Annotated in this window: 16 protein-coding genes and 2 tRNA genes; 2 read left to right on the forward strand and 16 right to left on the reverse strand. The window is 66.9% G+C overall.

The annotated features are described in order from the left end of the window. Positions 1-236: MscL family protein (locus ACIQ51_RS04175; protein WP_396203753.1), on the forward strand; the 236-nt coding region annotated here is incomplete at its 5' end. An 8-nt stretch (positions 237-244) separates the two neighbouring features. Here the strand turns inward: ACIQ51_RS04175 and ACIQ51_RS04180 are convergent. The 4 genes from ACIQ51_RS04180 to ACIQ51_RS04195 all read right to left on the reverse strand — a co-directional run bounded on the left by ACIQ51_RS04180 (position 245) and on the right by ACIQ51_RS04195 (position 5,275). After that, positions 245-760, reverse strand: a complete 516-nt coding sequence (locus ACIQ51_RS04180) for a biotin/lipoyl-containing protein (RefSeq protein ID WP_396203754.1) — start codon at positions 758-760, stop codon at positions 245-247. Further along, complete coding sequence (locus tag ACIQ51_RS04185; protein ID WP_396203755.1) at positions 757-2,109, reverse strand: class I SAM-dependent RNA methyltransferase; 1,353 nt, start codon at positions 2,107-2,109, stop codon at positions 757-759. The genes ACIQ51_RS04180 and ACIQ51_RS04185 overlap by 4 nt, the downstream gene beginning before the upstream one ends. 86 nt (positions 2,110-2,195) lie before the next feature. Beyond that, positions 2,196-3,728: an acetyl-CoA carboxylase biotin carboxylase subunit gene (gene accC / locus ACIQ51_RS04190; RefSeq protein ID WP_396203756.1), complete on the reverse strand. Its 1,533-nt coding sequence runs from the start codon at positions 3,726-3,728 to the stop codon at positions 2,196-2,198. Between the two features lie 8 nt (positions 3,729-3,736). Then, complete coding sequence (locus ACIQ51_RS04195) at positions 3,737-5,275, reverse strand: acyl-CoA carboxylase subunit beta (RefSeq protein WP_396203825.1); 1,539 nt, start codon at positions 5,273-5,275, stop codon at positions 3,737-3,739. A 344-nt stretch (positions 5,276-5,619) separates the two neighbouring features. On the opposite strand from ACIQ51_RS04195, the gene ACIQ51_RS04200 reads away from it, so the two are divergent. Then, complete coding sequence (locus ACIQ51_RS04200; RefSeq protein WP_396203757.1) at positions 5,620-6,165, forward strand: hypothetical protein; 546 nt, start codon at positions 5,620-5,622, stop codon at positions 6,163-6,165. A gap of 183 nt (positions 6,166-6,348) precedes the next feature. Here the strand turns inward: ACIQ51_RS04200 and ACIQ51_RS04205 are convergent, their stop codons facing one another. The 12 genes from ACIQ51_RS04205 to ACIQ51_RS04260 all read right to left on the reverse strand — a co-directional run bounded on the left by ACIQ51_RS04205 (position 6,349) and on the right by ACIQ51_RS04260 (position 18,835). Continuing rightward, positions 6,349-8,157 carry a 30S ribosomal protein S1 gene (locus ACIQ51_RS04205; protein WP_396203758.1) on the reverse strand — a complete coding sequence of 603 codons (1,809 nt, stop codon included), beginning with the start codon at positions 8,155-8,157 and terminating at the stop codon, positions 6,349-6,351. A gap of 108 nt (positions 8,158-8,265) precedes the next feature. Beyond that, positions 8,266-10,284: a 3-phosphoshikimate 1-carboxyvinyltransferase gene (gene aroA, locus ACIQ51_RS04210; RefSeq protein ID WP_396203759.1), complete on the reverse strand. Its 2,019-nt coding sequence runs from the start codon at positions 10,282-10,284 to the stop codon at positions 8,266-8,268. Next, positions 10,281-11,132, reverse strand: coding sequence for a 2,3,4,5-tetrahydropyridine-2,6-dicarboxylate N-succinyltransferase (locus ACIQ51_RS04215; protein WP_396203760.1), 852 nt, complete (start codon positions 11,130-11,132; stop codon positions 10,281-10,283). The genes aroA and ACIQ51_RS04215 overlap by 4 nt, the downstream gene beginning before the upstream one ends. A 41-nt stretch (positions 11,133-11,173) precedes the next feature. Next, the gene (dapA, locus tag ACIQ51_RS04220) at positions 11,174-12,064 is read right to left on the reverse strand and encodes a 4-hydroxy-tetrahydrodipicolinate synthase (RefSeq protein WP_396203761.1); all 891 of its coding nucleotides are present in this window, start codon (positions 12,062-12,064) and stop codon (positions 11,174-11,176) included. A gap of 8 nt (positions 12,065-12,072) precedes the next feature. Further along, the gene (locus ACIQ51_RS04225; RefSeq protein WP_396203762.1) at positions 12,073-12,819 is read right to left on the reverse strand and encodes a 4-hydroxy-tetrahydrodipicolinate reductase; all 747 of its coding nucleotides are present in this window, start codon (positions 12,817-12,819) and stop codon (positions 12,073-12,075) included. Further along, positions 12,816-14,171: a lysine-sensitive aspartokinase 3 gene (lysC, locus tag ACIQ51_RS04230; RefSeq protein ID WP_396203763.1), complete on the reverse strand. Its 1,356-nt coding sequence runs from the start codon at positions 14,169-14,171 to the stop codon at positions 12,816-12,818. The genes ACIQ51_RS04225 and lysC overlap by 4 nt, the downstream gene beginning before the upstream one ends. Further along, positions 14,168-15,244 carry an aspartate-semialdehyde dehydrogenase gene (gene asd, locus ACIQ51_RS04235; RefSeq protein ID WP_396203764.1) on the reverse strand — a complete coding sequence of 359 codons (1,077 nt, stop codon included), beginning with the start codon at positions 15,242-15,244 and terminating at the stop codon, positions 14,168-14,170. Before asd ends, lysC begins: the two co-directional genes overlap by 4 nt. Then, positions 15,241-16,233: a M20/M25/M40 family metallo-hydrolase gene (locus ACIQ51_RS04240; RefSeq protein ID WP_396203765.1), complete on the reverse strand. Its 993-nt coding sequence runs from the start codon at positions 16,231-16,233 to the stop codon at positions 15,241-15,243. Before ACIQ51_RS04240 ends, asd begins: the two co-directional genes overlap by 4 nt. Before the next feature lie 79 nt (positions 16,234-16,312). After that, on the reverse strand, positions 16,313-16,543 hold the full coding sequence (locus ACIQ51_RS04245) for a hypothetical protein (RefSeq protein WP_396203766.1): 231 nt from the start codon (positions 16,541-16,543) through the stop codon (positions 16,313-16,315). A 120-nt stretch (positions 16,544-16,663) separates the two neighbouring features. Further along, positions 16,664-16,747 (reverse strand) — tRNA-Leu (locus ACIQ51_RS04250). Positions 16,748-16,867: 120 nt separating this feature from the next. Beyond that, positions 16,868-16,940: transfer RNA gene (locus ACIQ51_RS04255), tRNA-Gly, on the reverse strand. Positions 16,941-17,038: 98 nt separating this feature from the next. Beyond that, a complete protein-coding gene (locus tag ACIQ51_RS04260) occupies positions 17,039-18,835 on the reverse strand; it encodes a hypothetical protein (RefSeq protein WP_396203767.1) in 1,797 nt (598 codons plus the stop codon). Positions 18,836-18,856: the final 21 nt, after the last annotated feature.

Consider the following 18,856-nt stretch of genomic DNA (forward strand, 5'->3'; position numbering starts at 1 on the left):
TCATCATGCCGACCGTGGGGCTGCTCACCGGTGGCATCGATTTCACCAATCGCTTCGTGACCGTGGGGGACGGTCCCTTCGCCACCCTCGCCGAGGCCAAGACCGCCGGGGCGCCCACCATCGCCTATGGCCTCTTCCTGAACCAGGTGCTGACCTTCCTCATCGTGGCCATCGCCGTCTTCATGGTCATCAAAGGGGTCAACCGTATGCGCCGCACCGAGCCCGGCGCAAGCTGATCGGCCAGTCAAGCCGATGCGAGTGGACCGATTTCGACGAGGACTGCCCCCTTATCCACCGCCTGCCCCGTCACCGCGCGTACCGCCGTGACCACCCCGGCCGAGGCACTCCGCAGCTCGTTCTCCATCTTCATGGCCTCGATCACGACCAGCCCCTGTCCCGCGGAAACCTGGTCGCCGACTGCCACGGCCACGCGCACCACCAAACCGGGCATGGGCGCCACGAGCGGCGCCGGCCCACTCGCCGTGGCCGACGCGGCCGTCAGGTCCTTGATCGCCCGCATGCGCTCGTCGAGGGCCTCGGTTTCCACGCGGGCGCCATCCACATCGAGATGCCACACCCCTCGTGAGCCCCCACGACGCGCCACCACGCGGTGCACTTGCTCGCCAATCCGGACGAGCCGCACCGGTGTTCCGGGAACCTGCAGCAGCGCCACCTCGTGACGGATCCCGTCGACCGTTGCATGGGCGCCGTCAAGCTCGACCGCGATGCGCTCGCCGTTCACATCCACCAAGTACTTCATCGGTCCTCCTGCGATGCCGATCGATGCAGCACGCACACGGTCTCCACGTGCGCCGTCTGCGGAAACATATCGAAACACTGCACCGTCTCCACGCGCCACGACGGAAGGCGCGACAGGTCGCGCGCGAGTGTCGCGGGATCACAACTCACATACACCACGCCCCGGACCCCGAGCGACGCCGCCCCTTCCAGCCATGCCGTGACATCGGCGTGCACCCCACGGCGGGGCGGATTGAGCACCACCACATCGACGCGCGGGGCCCCCTCCCCGAGCGCGGGCAGCGCATGCTCCATCAGGTCGCACACCACCCGGACCCGCGAGGTGATCTCACCGCCAGCCCGCTGCAGCCTGCGGACGGCGCTTTCCGCGCCCGCCTGGTCGGCCTCGATCGCAACAACCTGCACCCCCTCCCGCGCCAGACGCAGCGAGAGATCACCGGTGCCCGCATAGCCATCAATCACCTGCGCCGGCGCAAAATTCTTCACGTGCGTGAACACAAACTCGCGCAGCGCGTGAGCGACCTGTGCATTCACCTGAGCGAAAGCGAGTGCCTCCCGCGCATCGGGGGCATACTCGACGGTCGACGCCGCCGCCCCAGACCGCATCGTCTCATCCGGTGCGCTCCGCGCGGGGGTCCACCAGATCGCGCGCACGCCAGGGTGGGCTTTTCGGGCGGCCGCCATCCACTCGTCTCTCGACGGCCAGGCACTGCCGCCTTCGACGACGAGGACCACCCCGTCCTGCTCGTCCGGCGGCCCCTCTTCATCGGACGCCGCAAGGCGAAGCCCAAGACGCAATGAGGACGCGGCCGACGAGGTGGGCAGCGCCGGCGTGTTGCTGCGCACGAGGAGCCGCAGCGCGTTCCACACCTCGACCAGCACGGGGTGCGCGATCCGGCACGTCTCGAGGGGAAACACCCGGGACGCATCGTCGAACGGATGAAGACCACCCACCCACCCTGCGCCACGCGGCAGCAGCGTGAGCGTGAGGCGGCTCCGATACTCCCACTGCACGTCGGAAACGATCGGCGGCAGCGGGATCTCGCGTTTGCCAATGCGATGCAGCGTCTCCTGCACGATCTGCCGACGCGCGGAACGCTGTGCCTCCACCGACAGGTGCTGCAACTGGCAGCCTCCACACCGGTCAACCACATAGTGCTGGCAGGTCGGCTCCACGCGATCGGGGGAGGGCTGCACGACCTGCAGCACTCGACCGCGGCCGTGCCGGGCGTGGGTCACATAGGCGGCCTGAACGACGTCGCCAGGCGCGGTGCGCGGCACGAACACCGCCATCCCGTTCACGCGACCCACGCCGTCGCCGCCCGCCGCAATCCGATCGATGGGAACCACACCGACCGACTCCGGCAGACGCGTGCTGCGGGGCGATGACTCCGCCCGCCGCCCGCCGCGCGGGGTCGAGCCTTTGGGCCGTCGGCTCACGAACGCAAACCTTCGCGCCGACCGACCGCAGCCCATCCACTGCCGGCGCGTGACACCGATGCAGGGCTGCCACCCTGCTCCGGCGCGGGCGATACCACCCGCCCGCCACTACGCTCCTCGTGCGCCACCAGTGCCGCCGCGATGGCGGCGAGCTGCAGCGTCTCACGGTCCGTCGTCGGCGACGTCAATGTACCAAGGCGCTGTTCGAGCCATTGGATACTGATGTCCCCCGACTGGAATTCCGGATCATCCATCACGCGGAGATGAAACCCACGCGACGTTTCGATGCCGTCGACCGTGAGCTCCAGCAAGGCGCGCCGCATGCGCGCGATCGCGAGCGACCGGGAGGGTGCGTGCACGATCAGCTTGGCCAGCATCGGGTCGTAGTGCAGCCCCACGTCACTGCCCGCTTCCACACCGCCATCCCACCGCACGCCAGGCCCGCTGGGGAGATGCAGATACTCGATCCGGCCCGTGCTGGGGAGAAACCCGTTGGTCGGGTCTTCGCTGGTGATGCGGCACTCGATCGCCCATCCGCGCGGTGCGAAGTCCGTTTGCTGGAAGGGCAACGGTTCGCCAGCCGCAATGCGGATCTGCCACTGCACCAGATCGAGCCCCATCACCAGTTCCGTGACGGGATGCTCCACCTGAATGCGGGTGTTCATCTCGAGGAAGTAGTACTGCCCATCGCGATCGAGCAGGAACTCACACGTCCCGGCGTTCACGTATCCGGCGGCCTTGGCCGCCGCTACCGCCGTGGCGCCCATGCGAGCGCGAAGCTCGGGCGAGACCGCCACACTCGGTGCTTCCTCGATCATCTTCTGATGGCGACGCTGCACCGAGCACTCGCGCTCGCCGAGGTGCAGCACGGTCCCGTGGGCGTCGGCCAACACCTGAATCTCCACGTGGCGTGGGCCCTCGATGTACTTCTCGAGATAGACCGCATCGTCGCCAAAGGCGTTCTTCGCCTCACGCCGCGCGCTGTCGAGCGCCGCCGACAACTCGTCAGCCGTCCGCACCACGCGCATGCCTTTGCCACCACCGCCCGCGGCGGCCTTGAGGAGCACGGGATAGCCGTACGTCTCAGCGATAGCGCGCGCCTCGTCCGCGTCCTTGACTCCCTCGGCGTTCCCAGGGACCACCGGCACACCGGCGGCGATCACCAGCTGACGGGCCGCCGTCTTGGAGCCCATTGCCTCGATCGCCTCGGCCGGCGGACCGATGAACACCAGCCCCGCCTCGCGTACGGCGCGCGCGAACCAGGCACGCTCCGACAGGAAGCCGTATCCGGGATGGATCGCTTCCGCCCCCATCGCCTTGGCGACCTCGATGAGGCGCTCACCGACGAGATAGCTCTGACTGGACGGGGCCGGTCCCACACAGACCGCTTCATCGGCTTCGCGCACGTGTGGCGCGCTCGCGTCGGCCTCCGAATACACGGCCACCGTTTTCACGCCCAGTTCCTGACAGGCACGAATCACGCGCAGCGCGATCTCGCCGCGATTGGCCACCAGCACTTTCTTGAACATGGCGGCGCTCAGAGGGGAAGGTTGCCGTGCTTCTTCGCCGGATTGCGATCACGCTTGCCACGCAGCGTCTCAAGCGCCTCGATGAGGCGCGGGCGCGTGTCGCGCGGATCGATCACGTCATCGACATAACCGCGCGCTGCGGCGATGTAGGGATTGGCGAACTTGTCCGTGTACTCAGCCACGCGAGCGTCGAGGGCCGCCTGAGGCTCCGCGGCCTCGGCGATTTCCTTCTTGTAAATGATCTCGACGGCTCCCTTGGGCCCCATCACCGCAATTTCCGCCGTGGGCCACGCCACGTTGTAGTCCCCGCGGATGTGCTTGGAACTCATCACGTCGTACGCGCCGCCATACGCCTTGCGGGTGATCACGGTGAGCTTCGGCACGGTTGCCTCGCAATAGGCGTACAGCAGCTTCGCCCCGTGCTTGATGATGCCACCGTGCTCTTGCGCTACGCCGGGGAGGAATCCGGGCACGTCCTCGAAGGTCACCAGCGGAATGTTGAAGCAGTCACAGAAGCGCACGAAGCGCGCGGCCTTGAGCGATGCGTTGATGTCGAGCACCCCCGCAAGCACCGCGGGCTGGTTGGCCACGATGCCCACGCTCTGGCCACCCAGGTGAGCGAAGCCCACGAGAATGTTGGCCGCGTAATCCGGCTGCACCTCATAGAAGTACCCATCGTCGACGATGCGCGTGATGACTTCACGCATGTCATAGGGCTTGTTGGGATTGTCCGGAATGACCTCCAGCAGCGATGCCTCGCGGCGGTCCCGTGGGTCCCGGCCGTTGCCGCGTGGCGGATCGTCCACGTTGTTGCTCGGCACGAAACGGAACAGTTCACGGATGTGCTGGAGGCAGGCGAGTTCCGAGTCGCAGGCGAAATGCGCCACACCGCTGGTGCCGGCATGCGTGTCGGCACCACCCAACTGCTCCATCGTCACGTCTTCGTGAGTGACGGTCTTCACCACGTTGGGTCCGGTCACGAACATGTAGCTCGTGCCGCGCACCATGTAGATGAAATCGGTGATGGCTGGCGAATAGACCGCACCGCCGGCACACGGACCGAGAATCGCCGAAATCTGCGGGATCACCCCCGAAGCGAGGGTGTTCTTGAGGAAGATGTCGGCGTAGCCTCCGAGTGAAACCACTCCCTCCTGGATCCGTGCACCGCCGGAATCGTTGAGGCCGATCACCGGCGCCCCGTTTCGCATGGCAAGGTCCATGATCTTGCAGATCTTCGCCGCGTGGGCTTCGGAGAGCGAGCCACCGAAGACAGTGAAGTCCTGCGAGAACACGTAAACGAGGCGTCCTTCGATCCGTCCGTGTCCGGTCACCACACCGTCGCCGTAGATCGGCGCCTCACCCTCAGCGAGGGCCCGTGACGTCACGAAGCGGTCGATCTCCACGAAGGAGCCGTCGTCGAGGAGCACGTCGAGTCGTTCGCGTGCGGAAAGCTTGCCCTTGGCATGCTGCTGCGCGATGCGCGCGGCACCGCCGCCCTGTTCGGAGGCATCCCGAGCGATGGCGAGCCGCTCGAGCTTGTCATGCATGGCGGATGACGGAGAGGTCGGAGTCATGCCGCGGGAAGCTAGCGCCCGCGCAGGGAAAAACGAGGCGCCGATCCCAGTGGGAGCCGCCACCGGTGCCGATCCGTGCATTTCTCGGGGTGGAAGCCGGCCTGCACCGCAGCCCACCGCCCCCTACGGGGCGCCGGATCGCGGAGCCCGCTGCGGCTGGGGCAGAGACCGCAGACCCGCCCCTACCGCCGGCGCAGCCGAGGGCTGCGCTAGGCCACATCCGAAGCTACGGTGGCCTCGGACGAGGCTGCTGGAACGTCCCTTGCACAACCACGGGGAGAGCCGTCCCCCACATTCCTCTCGCAGCTACCACCGCCATGTCCGACTTCCTCGATCTGCACGCCGATACCTCAGCTCGCCGTGTTCTCTACAGTGCCGCCGCCTTGCTGATTGCCGTACCCTTCGTCCAGGCCGGGTCCCAGATCTGGCCGCTTCAGCTGAGCAACCCGCAGTGGCGCTTCGGAGCGGCCAACGCCCTCTCGAGTATTCTGCTGCTCCCGTATCTGGGGCTTTCGTTGCTGGTCCTGATGGCGGGCGGCCTGAAGCGCCGTGGCCTTGCCCGTAGTGTGGGGATCGTCGCGGCGACCTTCACGGTCGGCCTGCTTGCCTGCCTCGTGGTCTTCGCACTCGATGCCCTGCAGCTCAAGGCGATCGTGAGCACGGCCATGACGGCATCGTTCACCAGCACCTCGGTGCGGGTGGGGCTCGTCACCACGGTCTTTCTCTTGGCGTTCGCGTACCTGACCGTCGCGGGGTTCAAGGCCACGCGCCGCACGTCCGCGTCGTCCCGCCCGCGCCCCATGACCAGCGCGAGGGAATCGGACGCTGAGGTGGGGCTCATCGTTGGGCTCCGTGAGGGCTGAGGGCTCGAGACGCGTGGTATTTGCCGCCGAATGCCGCCGTCCTGGCACGTCAGAATCCGCAGGCGTTGTGTTGCGCGGACGCAACAATTGCCCTGGCAGCACGACAAGGCACTGACCACATAAAGGAAAGCGGCCCCGATCCATGAGGACCGGGGCCGCTTGTACTACCAGAAACCGACGCGATCAGAGACCGAGTTCGTCTTCCGAGCTATGCACCTTGCTGGGCTCGGCCGGCTTGGGCGGCTGCTCTTCCGGCACCGATGTGACCGCGAGAACGATGCGACGGTGGATCGGATCCACCTCCAGCACGCGCATCACGAGGTTCATCGTTTCCCAGGCGAAGTCCGCCGGGTTGGTAACCGTGCCTTCCGGGTTCAGCTGGCTGACCGGAACGAAGCCCTCGATGTCGTTGCCGAGATCGACGACGACGCCCTTGTCCATGAGGCGCACAACCGTGCCGGGGAGCTCGGTGCCCACCGGGTAGGTCTCACCGATGCGAAGCCACGGATCCTCCTCGGCCTGCTTGAGGCCGAGCGAGATGCGCTTGTTTTCGCTGTCGATGTTGAGGATCACGACGTCGACCGCGTCGCCCTTCTTCACGACCTCTGACGGGTGCTGGACACGCTTCGTCCAGGACATGTCGGAGATGTGGATGAGGCCGTCGATGCCCGGCTCGATCTCGACGAACGCGCCGAACGAGGTGAGGTTGCGGACCTTGCCGTTGATCCGGGTACCAACGGGGTACTTGAGGGGCAGAATGACCCACGGATCCTGCTCGGTCTGCTTCATACCGAGAGAGATCTTCTCTTCCGTTTCGTCCACCTTGAGCACCACCGCCTCGATGGCTTCGCCGATCGACACGATCTTGGAGGGATGACGGACGTTGCGCGTCCAGCTCATTTCCGAGATGTGCACGAGGCCTTCGATGCCCGGCTCGAGCTCGATGAACGCGCCGTAGTTGGTGATCGAGACGACCTTGCCGCTGACGCGCGTACCCACCGGGTACTTGGCCGCCACGTCCTTCCACGGGTAGCTCTGGAGCTGCTTGAGGCCGAGCGAAATGCGCTCGCGCTCCCAGTCGATATCGAGGACCTTGATCTCGAGCTCCATGCCGATCTGGACCATCTCGCTCGGATGCGAGATACGGCCCCACGACATGTCGGTGATGTGCAGCAGGCCGTCCACGCCACCGAGGTCGATGAACGCACCGAAGTCGGTGATATTCTTGACCACGCCCTTCCGCACCTGATCCTTCGACAGCTCCTTCATGAGCTTCTCGCGCTTGCCGGCGCGTTCGGTCTCGAGGATCACGCGACGCGATACGACGATGTTGCGGCGACGCTTGTTGAGCTTGATGATCTTGAACTCGTACTTCTGACCGAGCAGCTCGTCGATGTTGGGCACGCGACGCAGCGCAATCTGCGAGCCAGGGAGGAACGCGTCGACGCCCATGAGGTCGACCACAACGCCGCCCTTGATCTTCTTGACGAGCGTCCCCTCCACCGGCTGATCGCTCTCGTAGGCCACGCGGATGCGCTCCCACACGCGCATGAAGTCGGCCTTCTTCTTCGAGAGGACGACCGATCCTTCCTGGTCTTCGAGGTGCTCGAGGAGGACTTCGACTTCATCGCCCGCCTTGAGGTCGGGCATGTCCTTGAACTCTTCAAGCGGAATCGTGCCTTCTGACTTGAAGCCGATATCGAGGACCACGAGGTTGTCGCGGATCTCAAGAACGCGCGACTTGACGATCTCGCCTTCTTCGATCGACGCGAGCGTCCCGTTGTACAGCTCCATCATGCGCTCGTACTCGTCGGACGAGAACTCGTCCTCCTCGTAGAGCTCGGGGCGGCGGTTGGCCAACGGACGGAGCTGCGACTTCTGCAGGTCGCGCTTCTCGCGGGCGGTCAGCTTGCCATACACGGGCGCGTCGGCATCAGCGTCGGCCTGGGCGGCGATTTCAGCGGCGAGCTCGGGGCTCAGTTCAGTGCTCATACGGTGAGGTATCTCCAAGTCGCGGACCTGCACTCGCCGCGCCGAGAAAGAGTTGAGAGGGAATAACCGGAACCCCGAAACATAGGGGGGAGGGTACCGGTCTACAAGTCACCGGCCGAGTCGCTGCCTCGTCGCTCTGGCCAGCGCCACGATGCGCTCCACCTGCTCCTCCTGGGTCACCGTGGTGGTATCGATCGTCACGGCGTCGTGGGCGGGGGCGCTCTGGGTGGCGTCCTGAGCGTCCCGAGCCACGAGCGCCTCCGTCTCCGTGGCGATCTCGGCCTCGGTGGGCCGACGCCCAAGCCGTTGCAGCAGTCGGCGGCGAGCGCGCTCCCAGCTATCTGCCACCAAGAACACCTTGAGTTGGGCGGTCGGGAAGACGGCGGTCCCGATGTCTCGGCCATCAACCACCACATCCACCGCAGCACCGGCGGACCGGACCTGCTCGTTGACCCAGGCCCGCACCAGCGCCATCGCTGCCACTCTGGAGACATGGCGCGTCACCGCCGCGCCGCGCAGCGCCTCGTCCTGATCCTGGCCATCTACCAGCGGGAGGACCGATCGCTCGGTCAGGCGCCACGCAACACGACCCGAATGCGCGAGGACGGACGCCGCCGTCCATGACTCTGGCACCTCCCCGGATTCCACGGCCAGGAATGTGATGGCGCGATAGAAGGCTCCGGAATCGACATGGCGCACATCCAGAAGCTTGGCGACCCACTGGGCCGTGGAGCTCTTCCCCGAAGCGGCCGGTCCATCGATCGCGATCACCAGCGGCGAGGATCCCGTGATCGACGGCGCGACCGACGCGGGTGCGGATGCCATGGAAGGAGCGACCGGTCCCACGGACTGGGACAAGTCACGCCAGAAGGTGGGATACGACACCGCCACGCACCCCGGATCGTCGATGGTGATCTGGTTACCGGGCAACGCTCCGAGCACGCCGAAGGCCATTGCCAGTCGGTGGTCGCCATGCGTAACCACGTGGCCGGCCAGCGGCGTCCGCGATCCCACGATGCGCATGCCATCGGAGAGCTCCTCGATCTCCGCCCCCAGCGCGCGAAGATTCTCCACCACGCCACGAATGCGGTCGCTCTCCTTCACGCGCAGTTCCTGCGCGTCAGTGATTCGGGTCTCGCCCTCTGCGCATGCGGCGAGACATGCGATCATGGGCAACTCGTCGATGCATCGCGGAATTTCGGCGCCGTTGATGTGCGTACCACGCAAGGTGGAGGGATGCACCACGAGCGTTCCGATGCGCTCTCCGCCGACATCGCACTCATCCTCGACATGCAGGACGGCCCCCATGCGCTGCAGCACGTCGAACGCTCCGGTGCGCGTGGGATTGAGGCAGACGTTCTCGAGACGCAGCTGCCCCGCGTCGGCGAGGGCCGCGAGGGCCACGAAGAACGCGGCCGACGACGGATCAGACGGTACGATCACATCGGCGGGCTGCACGACCTGCCCGGCGGGCAATGTGACACCCTCCGACGTCATCGCGAGCGCCACGCCGCGCGCGAGGAGCATGCGCTCGCTGTGATCGCGGGAGCGGAGAGGTTCGTCGACCGTGACGGCAACGCCAGAGGTGAGGCCGGCGAGGAGCAGCGCGCTCTTGACCTGCGCACTCGCCTGGGCATTGACGTACCGAATGCCGTGCAGGGCGGCCCCATCCACCTGCATGGGCAGCCCGTCATGGCCGGCCGCCCCCATGAACGTGACGTGCGCGCCCATGGCCGAGAGTGGGTCCGCCACGCGTCGCATTGGACGGCGGCTCAACGAGGCATCGCCTTCGAACCGCGCCGAGCGGCCCGCGAGCCCGGCCACCAGTCCGGCGAGCAGGCGAGCGGTGGTGCCGCTGTTGGCACAATCGAGCGTCGCCTCGGGAGAATGCAGCGACTGGACACCCTGACCGTGCACGACGAAGTCGTCGCTGAGTGCGGGAATACGGGCGCCCATCGCCCGGAGCGCCCCCGCGGTGGCGCGCACATCCGCGGACGGCAGGATGCCGCGGATGCGCGTTGCACCGCTCGCCATCGCCGCGAAGATGAGCGCACGATGGCTGATCGACTTGTCGCCTGGCGCGCGGATCGTGCCGCTGACGGTGAGCGGTGTTCCCGTCACCCTCACCGCAACCACGCCTCCAGTGCCGTCGCGGCATCCGTCTTGTCGTCACGATACTTCACGATCACGGGCGTCTGCAGCGACAGCCCCTGCGCCTCACCGAACGTCGACGTCACGCTGCGGGCGCCCGGCACGACCACGGCCCCCTCTGGGATGATCAGCGGCTGATCCCCCGTGGCCCGGTGGACGGTTTCCTTCACGAGGTCGTAGACAGGCGTCCCGCGCGTGAGGATCACGCCGGCCCCGAGCACGGCCTTGCTGCGCACCACGGTTCCTTCGTACACGCCACAATTGCCACCCACGATCACGTCGTCCTCGATGATCACGGGTGACGCGTTGATCGGCTCCAACACGCCACCGATCTGCGCCGCGGCACTCAGATGCACTCGCTCACCGATCTGCGCACAACTCCCCACCAGCGCGTGCGAATCGACCATCGTCCCACGGCCCACGTAGGCACCCACGTTGATGTACATGGGAGGCATGCACACCACGTTCTGCGCGAGATACGCTCCCCGACGCACCGTAGAGCCGCCGGGGACGATACGCACCCCATGATCGGTACGGAATGCGCGCGGGGGATAGGTGTGCTTGTCGATGAAGCTGAAGGGCGCGCCCGACGGCATCTCGGTCACCTGGCCAAGGCGGAAGCCAAGCAGAATGGCCCGCTTCACCCACGGTACGGCGTGCCACGTCCCGCTCTCATCGCGACGGGCCGCGCGGATCTCCCCGCGCTCCAGGTGCGCGATGGCCGAATCGAACAGCTGCTGCGCGTCAGGCGCGATCGGCGCACCACTGTCGAGCAGCAAGGGATCGTTGAAGCGTGCCTCGAGATCGGCGATCAGAAGAGCCATGGACTGGAGCCCCAGAGGGAGAGAAACCGCAAGCCTGCGGATCAGGAAAGGAGCGACGCGCGCTCGAGCGCACTGCGCACCCGATCACGGAGCGCGTCCGCGAGCGACACGAGCGGCAGCCGGAGGACATCATGCATGTGCCCCATCATCGCCAACATCGCCTTGGCGGGAATGGGATTGGATTCGATGAAACACGCGTCGATGACCGGTGCGAGTACGGCCTCGAGCCGCCGCGCCTCGACGAGATCACCACGCAACATCGCCTCGCACAGCGCCACGACAAGCGCAGGGGCCACATTCGAGGCGACGGAAATGACGCCATCGCCGCCGTGCGCCATGAGCGACAGGGTGAAGCCATCGTCGCCGGAGAGCACGGAAAAACCGTCGGGCCGCTCGCGAAGGATCTCCGTCATCTGCGCGAGACTGCCGCTCGCCTCCTTGACGGCCACGAACCGCGGATCGGCCGCCAGCGTCAGCGTGGTCGCCGCCTCCATATTCACCGCGGTCCGCCCCGGCACGTTATACAAGACGATCGGCAGCGCGCACGCGTCGGCAATCGCCCGGAAGTGCGCCAGCAGTGCGCGCTGCGGCGGCTTGTTGTACATGGGCGTGACCTGCAGCAGATGCGTGGCGCCGACCGCCTGCATCTCCCGAGAAAGGGTGATCGCTTTCTGGGTATCGTTCGAGCCAGCCCCCGCAACGACCGGAATACGCCCGTTCACCTGCTCCACCGTGATCTCCACCACGCGCCGGTGTTCCTCCGGTGTGAGCGTGACCGCTTCACCGGTGGAACCGCAGGGAATGATCATGCGCACACCAGCCGCGAGCTGGGCATCCACGAAGGCCCGCAGCGCCGGTTCGTCGAGTGCGCCCGCGGCGGTGAATGGCGTGACGATGGCGGTGCCGCAGCCGCGCAGAAGGTTCGAACGCATGAGTGCTTTCAAGGCGTGGGGACGGACGTCGACAGCACGTCGCGCATGGTATACAACGCGGGCGGACGGGACGCTGCGAGCCAGCGGGCCGCCGCGAGTGCCCCATCGGCAAACACGCGCCGGTCGCGCGCCTCGTGCCGGAGGGTGATCTGTTCGAACGCCGCATCGAGCAGGACGTCGTGCGTCCCGGGTACGCTGCCTACGCGAACGCTGGTGATCGGCACGCGCCGGCCGAGCCCCGCCTCAAGACGGTCAGCAATGGCGATGCCGGTACCGGACGGCGCATCCTTTTTGGCAGTGTGGTGCGTCTCGACCACGTGCACATCGAAGCCCAACACGTCGCGGGCGCGCCGCGCGGCATCCTCCGCGATGGCGAGGAAGAGTTGCACGCCAAGGGAGAAGTTCGGGGACCAGAGCGCTGCGCAGCCGCTGGACGCGACGGCTGCGGTCAGCGCGGGCAGCGCGGCATTCCATCCGGTCGTCCCGATCACGACCGGGCAGCCGAGGCCGAGGAGTGTCACCGCGTTTGTCACCGCGGCCTCCGGGGTGGTGAACTCGATCGCCACCTGTGCACCATGCAGATCGGCCATCGTGATGCCACGGGTCATCTCTGCCGCGTCGAGGCGCGCTACGATCTCGCACCCGCGCTCCGGGGCCAGTGCATCGAGCGCACGCCCCATGCGGCCCATACCGATCAAGGCCACACGGACCGGCGCCGTGCCGGCGCTCAGTGCGGCATCCCCTGCCCCATTCACGATGGTCGCTCGAAGAAGGTCGCGTGGAGACGCTGCATCGCCGGCACCACCTGGTCGTCGTCGATCACAAGGGTAAAGTTGATCCCCGTGGCGCTCAACGACGCCATGTGGACCGGGATGGGCCCCAAGGCGCCGAGCGCCTGCGCGATCGCCTGACTACCGTCGGAAATGCCGGCCCCGACGATCGCGATCAGCCCTGCACGGGGTGACACCGAGACCTCGCCAAACGCGGCGAGGTCCTGCAGGATCGCCGCCAGATTGGTGGCATCGTCAAGCGTGACCGACACCGACACCTCGGAGGTCGTCACCACATCCACCGAGGTCCGGTGGGCTTCGAAGACCGCGAACACGCGTCGCAGGAAGCCCGGCGCCAGCAGCATGCGCGACGAGCGCAGCTTGACCATGGTGGTCGCGCGCTTGCCGGCAATGGCGCGGACCGGCAACCGGGGCGCGTCGAAGGCAATCATCGTCCCCTTGGCGGCCGGGTTGCGCGAATTGAACACGAACACCGGAATGCCGCGCTGCACCGCCGGCGCGATCGTGGCGGGGTGCAACACCTTGGCCCCAAAGGCCGCGAGCTCGGCCGCTTCGTCGAAGCTGATCCGCTCGATGAGCCGGGCGCCGGGGATCACGCGTGGATCGGCGGTGAGCATACCATCCACATCGGTCCAAATCTCAATCGCCGTGGCATCGATCGCCGCGCCGATCAGCGACGCCGAATAGTCGGAGCCCCCACGTCCGAGCGTCGTGGTCACGCGCGCGGCAGTAGCCCCAACGAACCCCCCCATGACGGGAATGCGACCCTGCTGCAGCAACGGCACCAGCTGCTCCTGCGCGAGCTGCGCAATGCCGTTCACATCGGGCTCGGCCTTCGTGAAGACATCGTTGGTGCGCATCACGTCGCGCGCATCCACGTACACGGCATCATGGCCCTGCGCACGGAACGCCGCCGCCACGATCTGCGACGACAGCAGCTCGCCGATCGCCGCCACGGCATCGAGCGAGCGTGGCGAAAGATACCCGAGCGTCTTGAACGCCTCGGCCAGTTGCGCGAGTTCGTCGAAGGCGGCGCCAATGTCCCGGCAACGGTCATCCACCTCGGCAGCCCCATGGAGAAGGGTACGCGCCTCCCGCAGATGACGATCACGTAGCTGCTCGATGAGCTGCAAGGCCACAGGCAACTCACCGTTGGCCGCCTTACTCGCGAGATCGAGCAGCATGTTGGTGGCGCCACCCAGCGCCGATACCACCACCACGGGCTGCAGGGCGCGCTTGGCGTCGATGATCTCGATCACCCGCGAGATGGCTGCCGCATCAGCGACGGAGGTCCCGCCGAACTTACAGACGATCACGAGCGGGCGAGCCCCGCCAGCCGGCCACTCTTCACCAACAGCTCGGCGTTGAGGATCGAACCGCCAGCGGCGCCGCGCACCACATTGTGCGACATGGCCACCAGCTTGAGATCGAGGAGCGTATCGGCCCGCACGCGCCCGATCGTCGTCGACATGCCGCGGCCGGCATGCGCATCGCGGCGCGGCTGCGGACGGTCCGCCTCGCCCCGGATGATGAGCGCAGGCTCCGGTGCGGACGGCAGACCACGCACCGCCTCATGACCCGTCCAGGCGCGCAACACCTCGAGCGCCTGTTCAGCGGTGGGCTTCGTCGCGAACGCCACCGACATGCACACCGTGTGACCGTGCTCCACCGGCACGCGATTCGCATGCGCGCTGGTGACGATGTCGGCGTGCAACACCCGATCACCCGCGAGGCGCCCAAGCAACTTGTTCAACTCCGTCTCGATCTTCGGCTCCTCGTCATTGATGTACGGGATCACGTTGCCGAGAATGTCGAGCGACGCCACACCGGGATACCCGGCACCAGACACCGCCTGCATCGTTGTGGCGAAGACCTTGGTCACCGTGAAGGCCTCGTGCAGCGGCGCAAGCGCCGCCGCCATCACCGTGGTGGCGCAATTGGCGTTGGTGACGATACCACCGGTCCAGCCGCGTGCCGCGCGCTGCACCTCAAGGAGCGCGAGATGATCCCCGTTCACTTCGGGGATCACGAGCGGCACGTCGGCGGCCATCCGGTAGTTCTTGGCGTTTGAAAGCACGAGCCGACCCGCCCGCGCGAACGCCGGCTCCACCTCACCGGCCACGCCGGAATCGAGCGCGGAAAAGACGATCGGTGCCGTGATCTCCTCGGGGCTGCACGGCTTTACCGGCAACGATGCCACCCCGGGCGGCATCGTCCCCTCCAGCCATTTGGCCGCATCGCGGTACGCTTTGCCCGCGCTGCGTTCAGAGGCCGCGACCTCGACGAGATCGAACCAGGGATGGGCGTCGAGCAAGCGGACGAACGCCTGGCCAACGGCACCGGTTGCACCAAGAACCGCAACCGGCCAGCGGGTGGAGGAGGGTGTCATGCGAGAAGGGTGCGAACGATTCGAACGTACGCGTCGACCGACGCGTCGAGTTCCGCGACATCGATGTATTCGATGGGCGTGTGGGCCACGTGAATGGAACCGGGCCCGAAAAGCAGTGGTGTGCCCCAGCGATCGAGCAGCGGGATGTCGCTGGTGTACGCGACAGGCTCCACCTCGAACCCGTCGAGCGTTTGGAAGTGCTGCGCCGGGATGTGCGCCCCCCACACCAGCTCGGCGCGATCGCCCGCCCACGCGGTGAACGCCGCCTTCACGGGCTCAACGTCTCCCACCAGCCGAATCATGATCTCGGCCTCGGCGAGTCCGGGAACGATGTTGGCCTCGGTGCCCGCGCGAAGAACACCGATGTTGTAGGTCGTCTCCCCGAGCACGGGATCGCGCGGGAGCACAAGCGCCCGCAACTCCGGCAGCATGTCGAGCATCGCCTCGAGGGCACTTGCACCGAGGTGGGCATACGCGGAGTGCGCCTCACGCCCGCGCACGCGCACGATCACGCGCTGGGCGCCCTTGCAGCCCGACGCAAGTTTGCTCTCGGTTGGCTCACCGTTCACGAGGAACCGGCTTGTCGCCGGCAGCCGGTTGGCCGCGAGCGCGCCCGGCGAACCCTTTTCCTCGCCGACAACAAAGAGGAGGTCCACCCGCTCCTCACCAGACTCGGCCAATCGCTGTGCGGCGATCATCATCGCCGCGGCAATGCCCTTGGCATCACAGGCTCCGCGCCCATACAAGCGATCACCCTCGAGCCGCGGCGGAACGAACGGCGGTACCGTGTCGAGATGGGTGGAGAGTGTGACTCCGCCGCCGCGGCGCGTTGCCCAGACATTGGAACGCCCGCTTTCCACTTCCTGGAGCGACACCTGCCAGCCCCGCGCGATCAACCAGCGCGACACGAAGTCCACGGCGTCGCGCTCGCGACCGGTCGTGGACTCCAGGGATAGCAATTCGGTGGCGAGGGCGACGGCGTCAGACATCCTGACAAAATACTCTTACACCGTCCCCGGGCGCGCCCCCCCGCTCAGCTCGTCGCCCGATCCGAAAAGGTACGGAGCATCAGCCGCTCGAAAGATGGGCCGAGATGATGCCCGCCAGCTGGCTGTCCGGCATGTCGTCGTCCCACCCGTTCGGCACGAGGGCGATGACACGCTCCGCCCCTGAATTGCACTCGATCGCCACGGTATCGGCGGACATCGCCGCGGCCGCCTCACGGCGCTCCACGGGCACCTCGGGAAGCTCGAGACAGATCCAGGTCATGCCCTTCTGATCCTGCACGGTACGCAGCACGTGGTACTCCGGATGGTTGGGTGGAGGGGAACCCCGTGCAAGCTACTCGGTCCGCAGGGGAGGCGCGGCACTGACGGGCACGGCGGGGCCGCGACGGTCGGCACTCCCTGCCCTCCCTCATACCCGGAGCGGGACTCGAACCCGCACACCCTCGCGGATAAGGGATTTTAAGTCCCTCGCGTCTACCGATTTCGCCATCCGGGTCCAAGCGCAGGCCGAGGGCGCTTCGCGCTACCACACAGCATACGCGGCGCGCCCACCCAACGCAAAACGGGAGCGCAATCGGCGCCCCCGCTATGCGATGTTCTTCATCCTGACCTGCAGAGCGGGAAACGGGACTCGAACCCGCGACCCCAACCTTGGCAAGGTTGTGCTCTACCAACTGAGCTATTCCCGCATGCCCTGCCGCGCTGCCGAGGCACCGCGACGACCGCACCACCGTCGTGAGGCAAATACTAGCCCACGGTGTGGCCGCGGACAAGCACCCCGCTGGGATCAGTCCCGGACACCGAGCGCGTGTGCCGCGTACCAGAGCGTGTGCGCAAGCAGGCCAGCCAAGGCGGCATCACCACCATTGGCGAGCGCCCGCCCGTCGGCATCGACCAGTTCTGCCGCGATTCCAGTATCAAGAGGCGCTCGCCTGAGCCACGCCACGACATCCTGCGCCTCGGGACCGAGCAGCCGCGCGATCTGCGGCAGCAGCGGGGTCACCGCTCCCGGGTCACAACGCACAGCCCGTGCCGTCCGCCGGTACATGGAGTCCTCGCGTTCCAGCGCCTCGTACAGCGGGAGCCAGAGGACGGACCCCGACACATCATCATCGAGCGCCGTGCCACCCGCGAGATCGACAGCCGTTGCCAGTCGCGCCTTCTCGCCTCGCTCGACCGCGAAATGACGCCGCAGGGCCGCCCGCACCGCGGCCGGATCCTCCACATTCGCCGCGGCGTCTTCGTCAAGCGTGCGCCGAAACACGTCGAGCGCCAGCGCCACCACGGCGTTGCCGTGCAGCGTAAAGGGATGGGCCGCCGGTGCCCCCGACGGGGTCACCTCGGTCGCGTAAAGCGGCACCCGCTCGTCGCGCCGCGCATTGATGTCGTCGTGACTCAGGTAGAGCGTGTCCGCGACGACCGGATCTTCAACGATCTGATCGTCACCGGTATCCCGAATGTACCGATCGGTGGCGACCGCGAAGGCGGCGGGGCCCTCAATCGAAAATCCAGGCTGAAAGAGCGTGCCGTCGAAATAGTGCACCCCCTGCCCCGGCGCATATCCGTGCAACTCACAGGCGCGCACCAAGAGTTCACGCGCCAGCCCGGCATCGGCAAGTTGCACCGCGGGTAGCGTCCACATCAGCGCTTCCCAGTCGCGTACCGTACACCCCATGGAATGCCACGGCGCGCGAGAACGCACGAGGTAGTACTGCGCATCGTCGAGGCCACGCCCGACGGCGTAGAAGTACGTGAAGAGCAGATTGCGGTTGAGCAACCGGTCAATGCCGTCGTTCCCGGTGGTCTGCTCGAGTGCCGTCAATGCTTCCCGCGTGGCCGTCAGCAGCGAGCGCCATCCACGACGCCGCAGAACGCTCACGGTTGCCTGCGCCCCATCGCGCTCGGGACCGACGGCGATGTAGAAGGCGCACTGTATCGCGCCGCCCGCCGGTGCCGTGAGCGCCCGTCGAATGGCGAAGGGGCGCGGGGCGACGGATGCGCCCGCCGTGACCTCGATCGTGGCCGGCCCATCACAGCCCACGGCCACGGCGACCAGCCCGGGGATCGCCGCGCCTTCGAGGAGGACCACATCGTCCTCGGTGCGACTCACCAGATGCTGGTCGTCAAACGGGCGTGCGGTCCGTACCCGCTGCTGCCGATGCCCCAGCGTCCCTTCCATCGCCAGTTCAAGCTCGACGGCGGCGGTACCGCGGTTCTCCACCGAGAGGGTATACACGGCGCCGGCCATGTCAGCGTCACGGCCGTAGGGGGCGAAGATCGTACCGCGTACGACCAGTGAACCCACCGTGCACGTAAACGTGGGGAGCCAGCCCACCGCCCGTTCCCACGCAATCCCCTCGGCGGCCAGCGCCCGGACCTCCCCATTCACCCGTAGCACGGGCCCGAGCAGGGGCACCCCTTGACCAGAGGCGAAGTCGGACGCCCCCGCCACTTCGACGGCAGCGCGGGCGCCTCGATGCAACACCCCGAGGGCGTGGATCGACCCGTCCATGGGGTTGATACACGGAATCGTGAGCCAGTGGTTGCCGGTCAACTGCCACGGAACGGTCGGGATGGGACGCATGGACACCTGGAAATGACGGAA

The sequence above is a fragment of the Gemmatimonas sp. genome, assembly GCF_044344655.1.
GTDB lineage: Bacteria > Gemmatimonadota > Gemmatimonadetes > Gemmatimonadales > Gemmatimonadaceae > Gemmatimonas.

What these genes read in the sequence shown, in the direction of transcription:
- ACIQ51_RS04180 (WP_396203754.1), bottom strand. Translation starts at nt 760, where the DNA reads ATGAAGTACTTGGTGGATGTGAACGGCGAGCGCATCGCGGTCGAGCTT.
- accC (WP_396203756.1), bottom strand. Translation starts at nt 3,728, where the DNA reads ATGTTCAAGAAAGTGCTGGTGGCCAATCGCGGCGAGATCGCGCTGCGC.
- ACIQ51_RS04195 (WP_396203825.1), bottom strand. Translation starts at nt 5,275, where the DNA reads ATGCATGACAAGCTCGAGCGGCTCGCCATCGCTCGGGATGCCTCCGAA.
- ACIQ51_RS04200 (WP_396203757.1), top strand. Translation starts at nt 5,620, where the DNA reads ATGTCCGACTTCCTCGATCTGCACGCCGATACCTCAGCTCGCCGTGTT.
- ACIQ51_RS04205 (WP_396203758.1), bottom strand. Translation starts at nt 8,157, where the DNA reads ATGAGCACTGAACTGAGCCCCGAGCTCGCCGCTGAAATCGCCGCCCAG.
- ACIQ51_RS04215 (WP_396203760.1), bottom strand. Translation starts at nt 11,132, where the DNA reads ATGGCTCTTCTGATCGCCGATCTCGAGGCACGCTTCAACGATCCCTTG.
- dapA (WP_396203761.1), bottom strand. Translation starts at nt 12,064, where the DNA reads ATGCGTTCGAACCTTCTGCGCGGCTGCGGCACCGCCATCGTCACGCCA.
- asd (WP_396203764.1), bottom strand. Translation starts at nt 15,244, where the DNA reads ATGACACCCTCCTCCACCCGCTGGCCGGTTGCGGTTCTTGGTGCAACC.
- ACIQ51_RS04240 (WP_396203765.1), bottom strand. Translation starts at nt 16,233, where the DNA reads ATGTCTGACGCCGTCGCCCTCGCCACCGAATTGCTATCCCTGGAGTCC.
- ACIQ51_RS04260 (WP_396203767.1), bottom strand. Translation starts at nt 18,835, where the DNA reads ATGCGTCCCATCCCGACCGTTCCGTGGCAGTTGACCGGCAACCACTGG.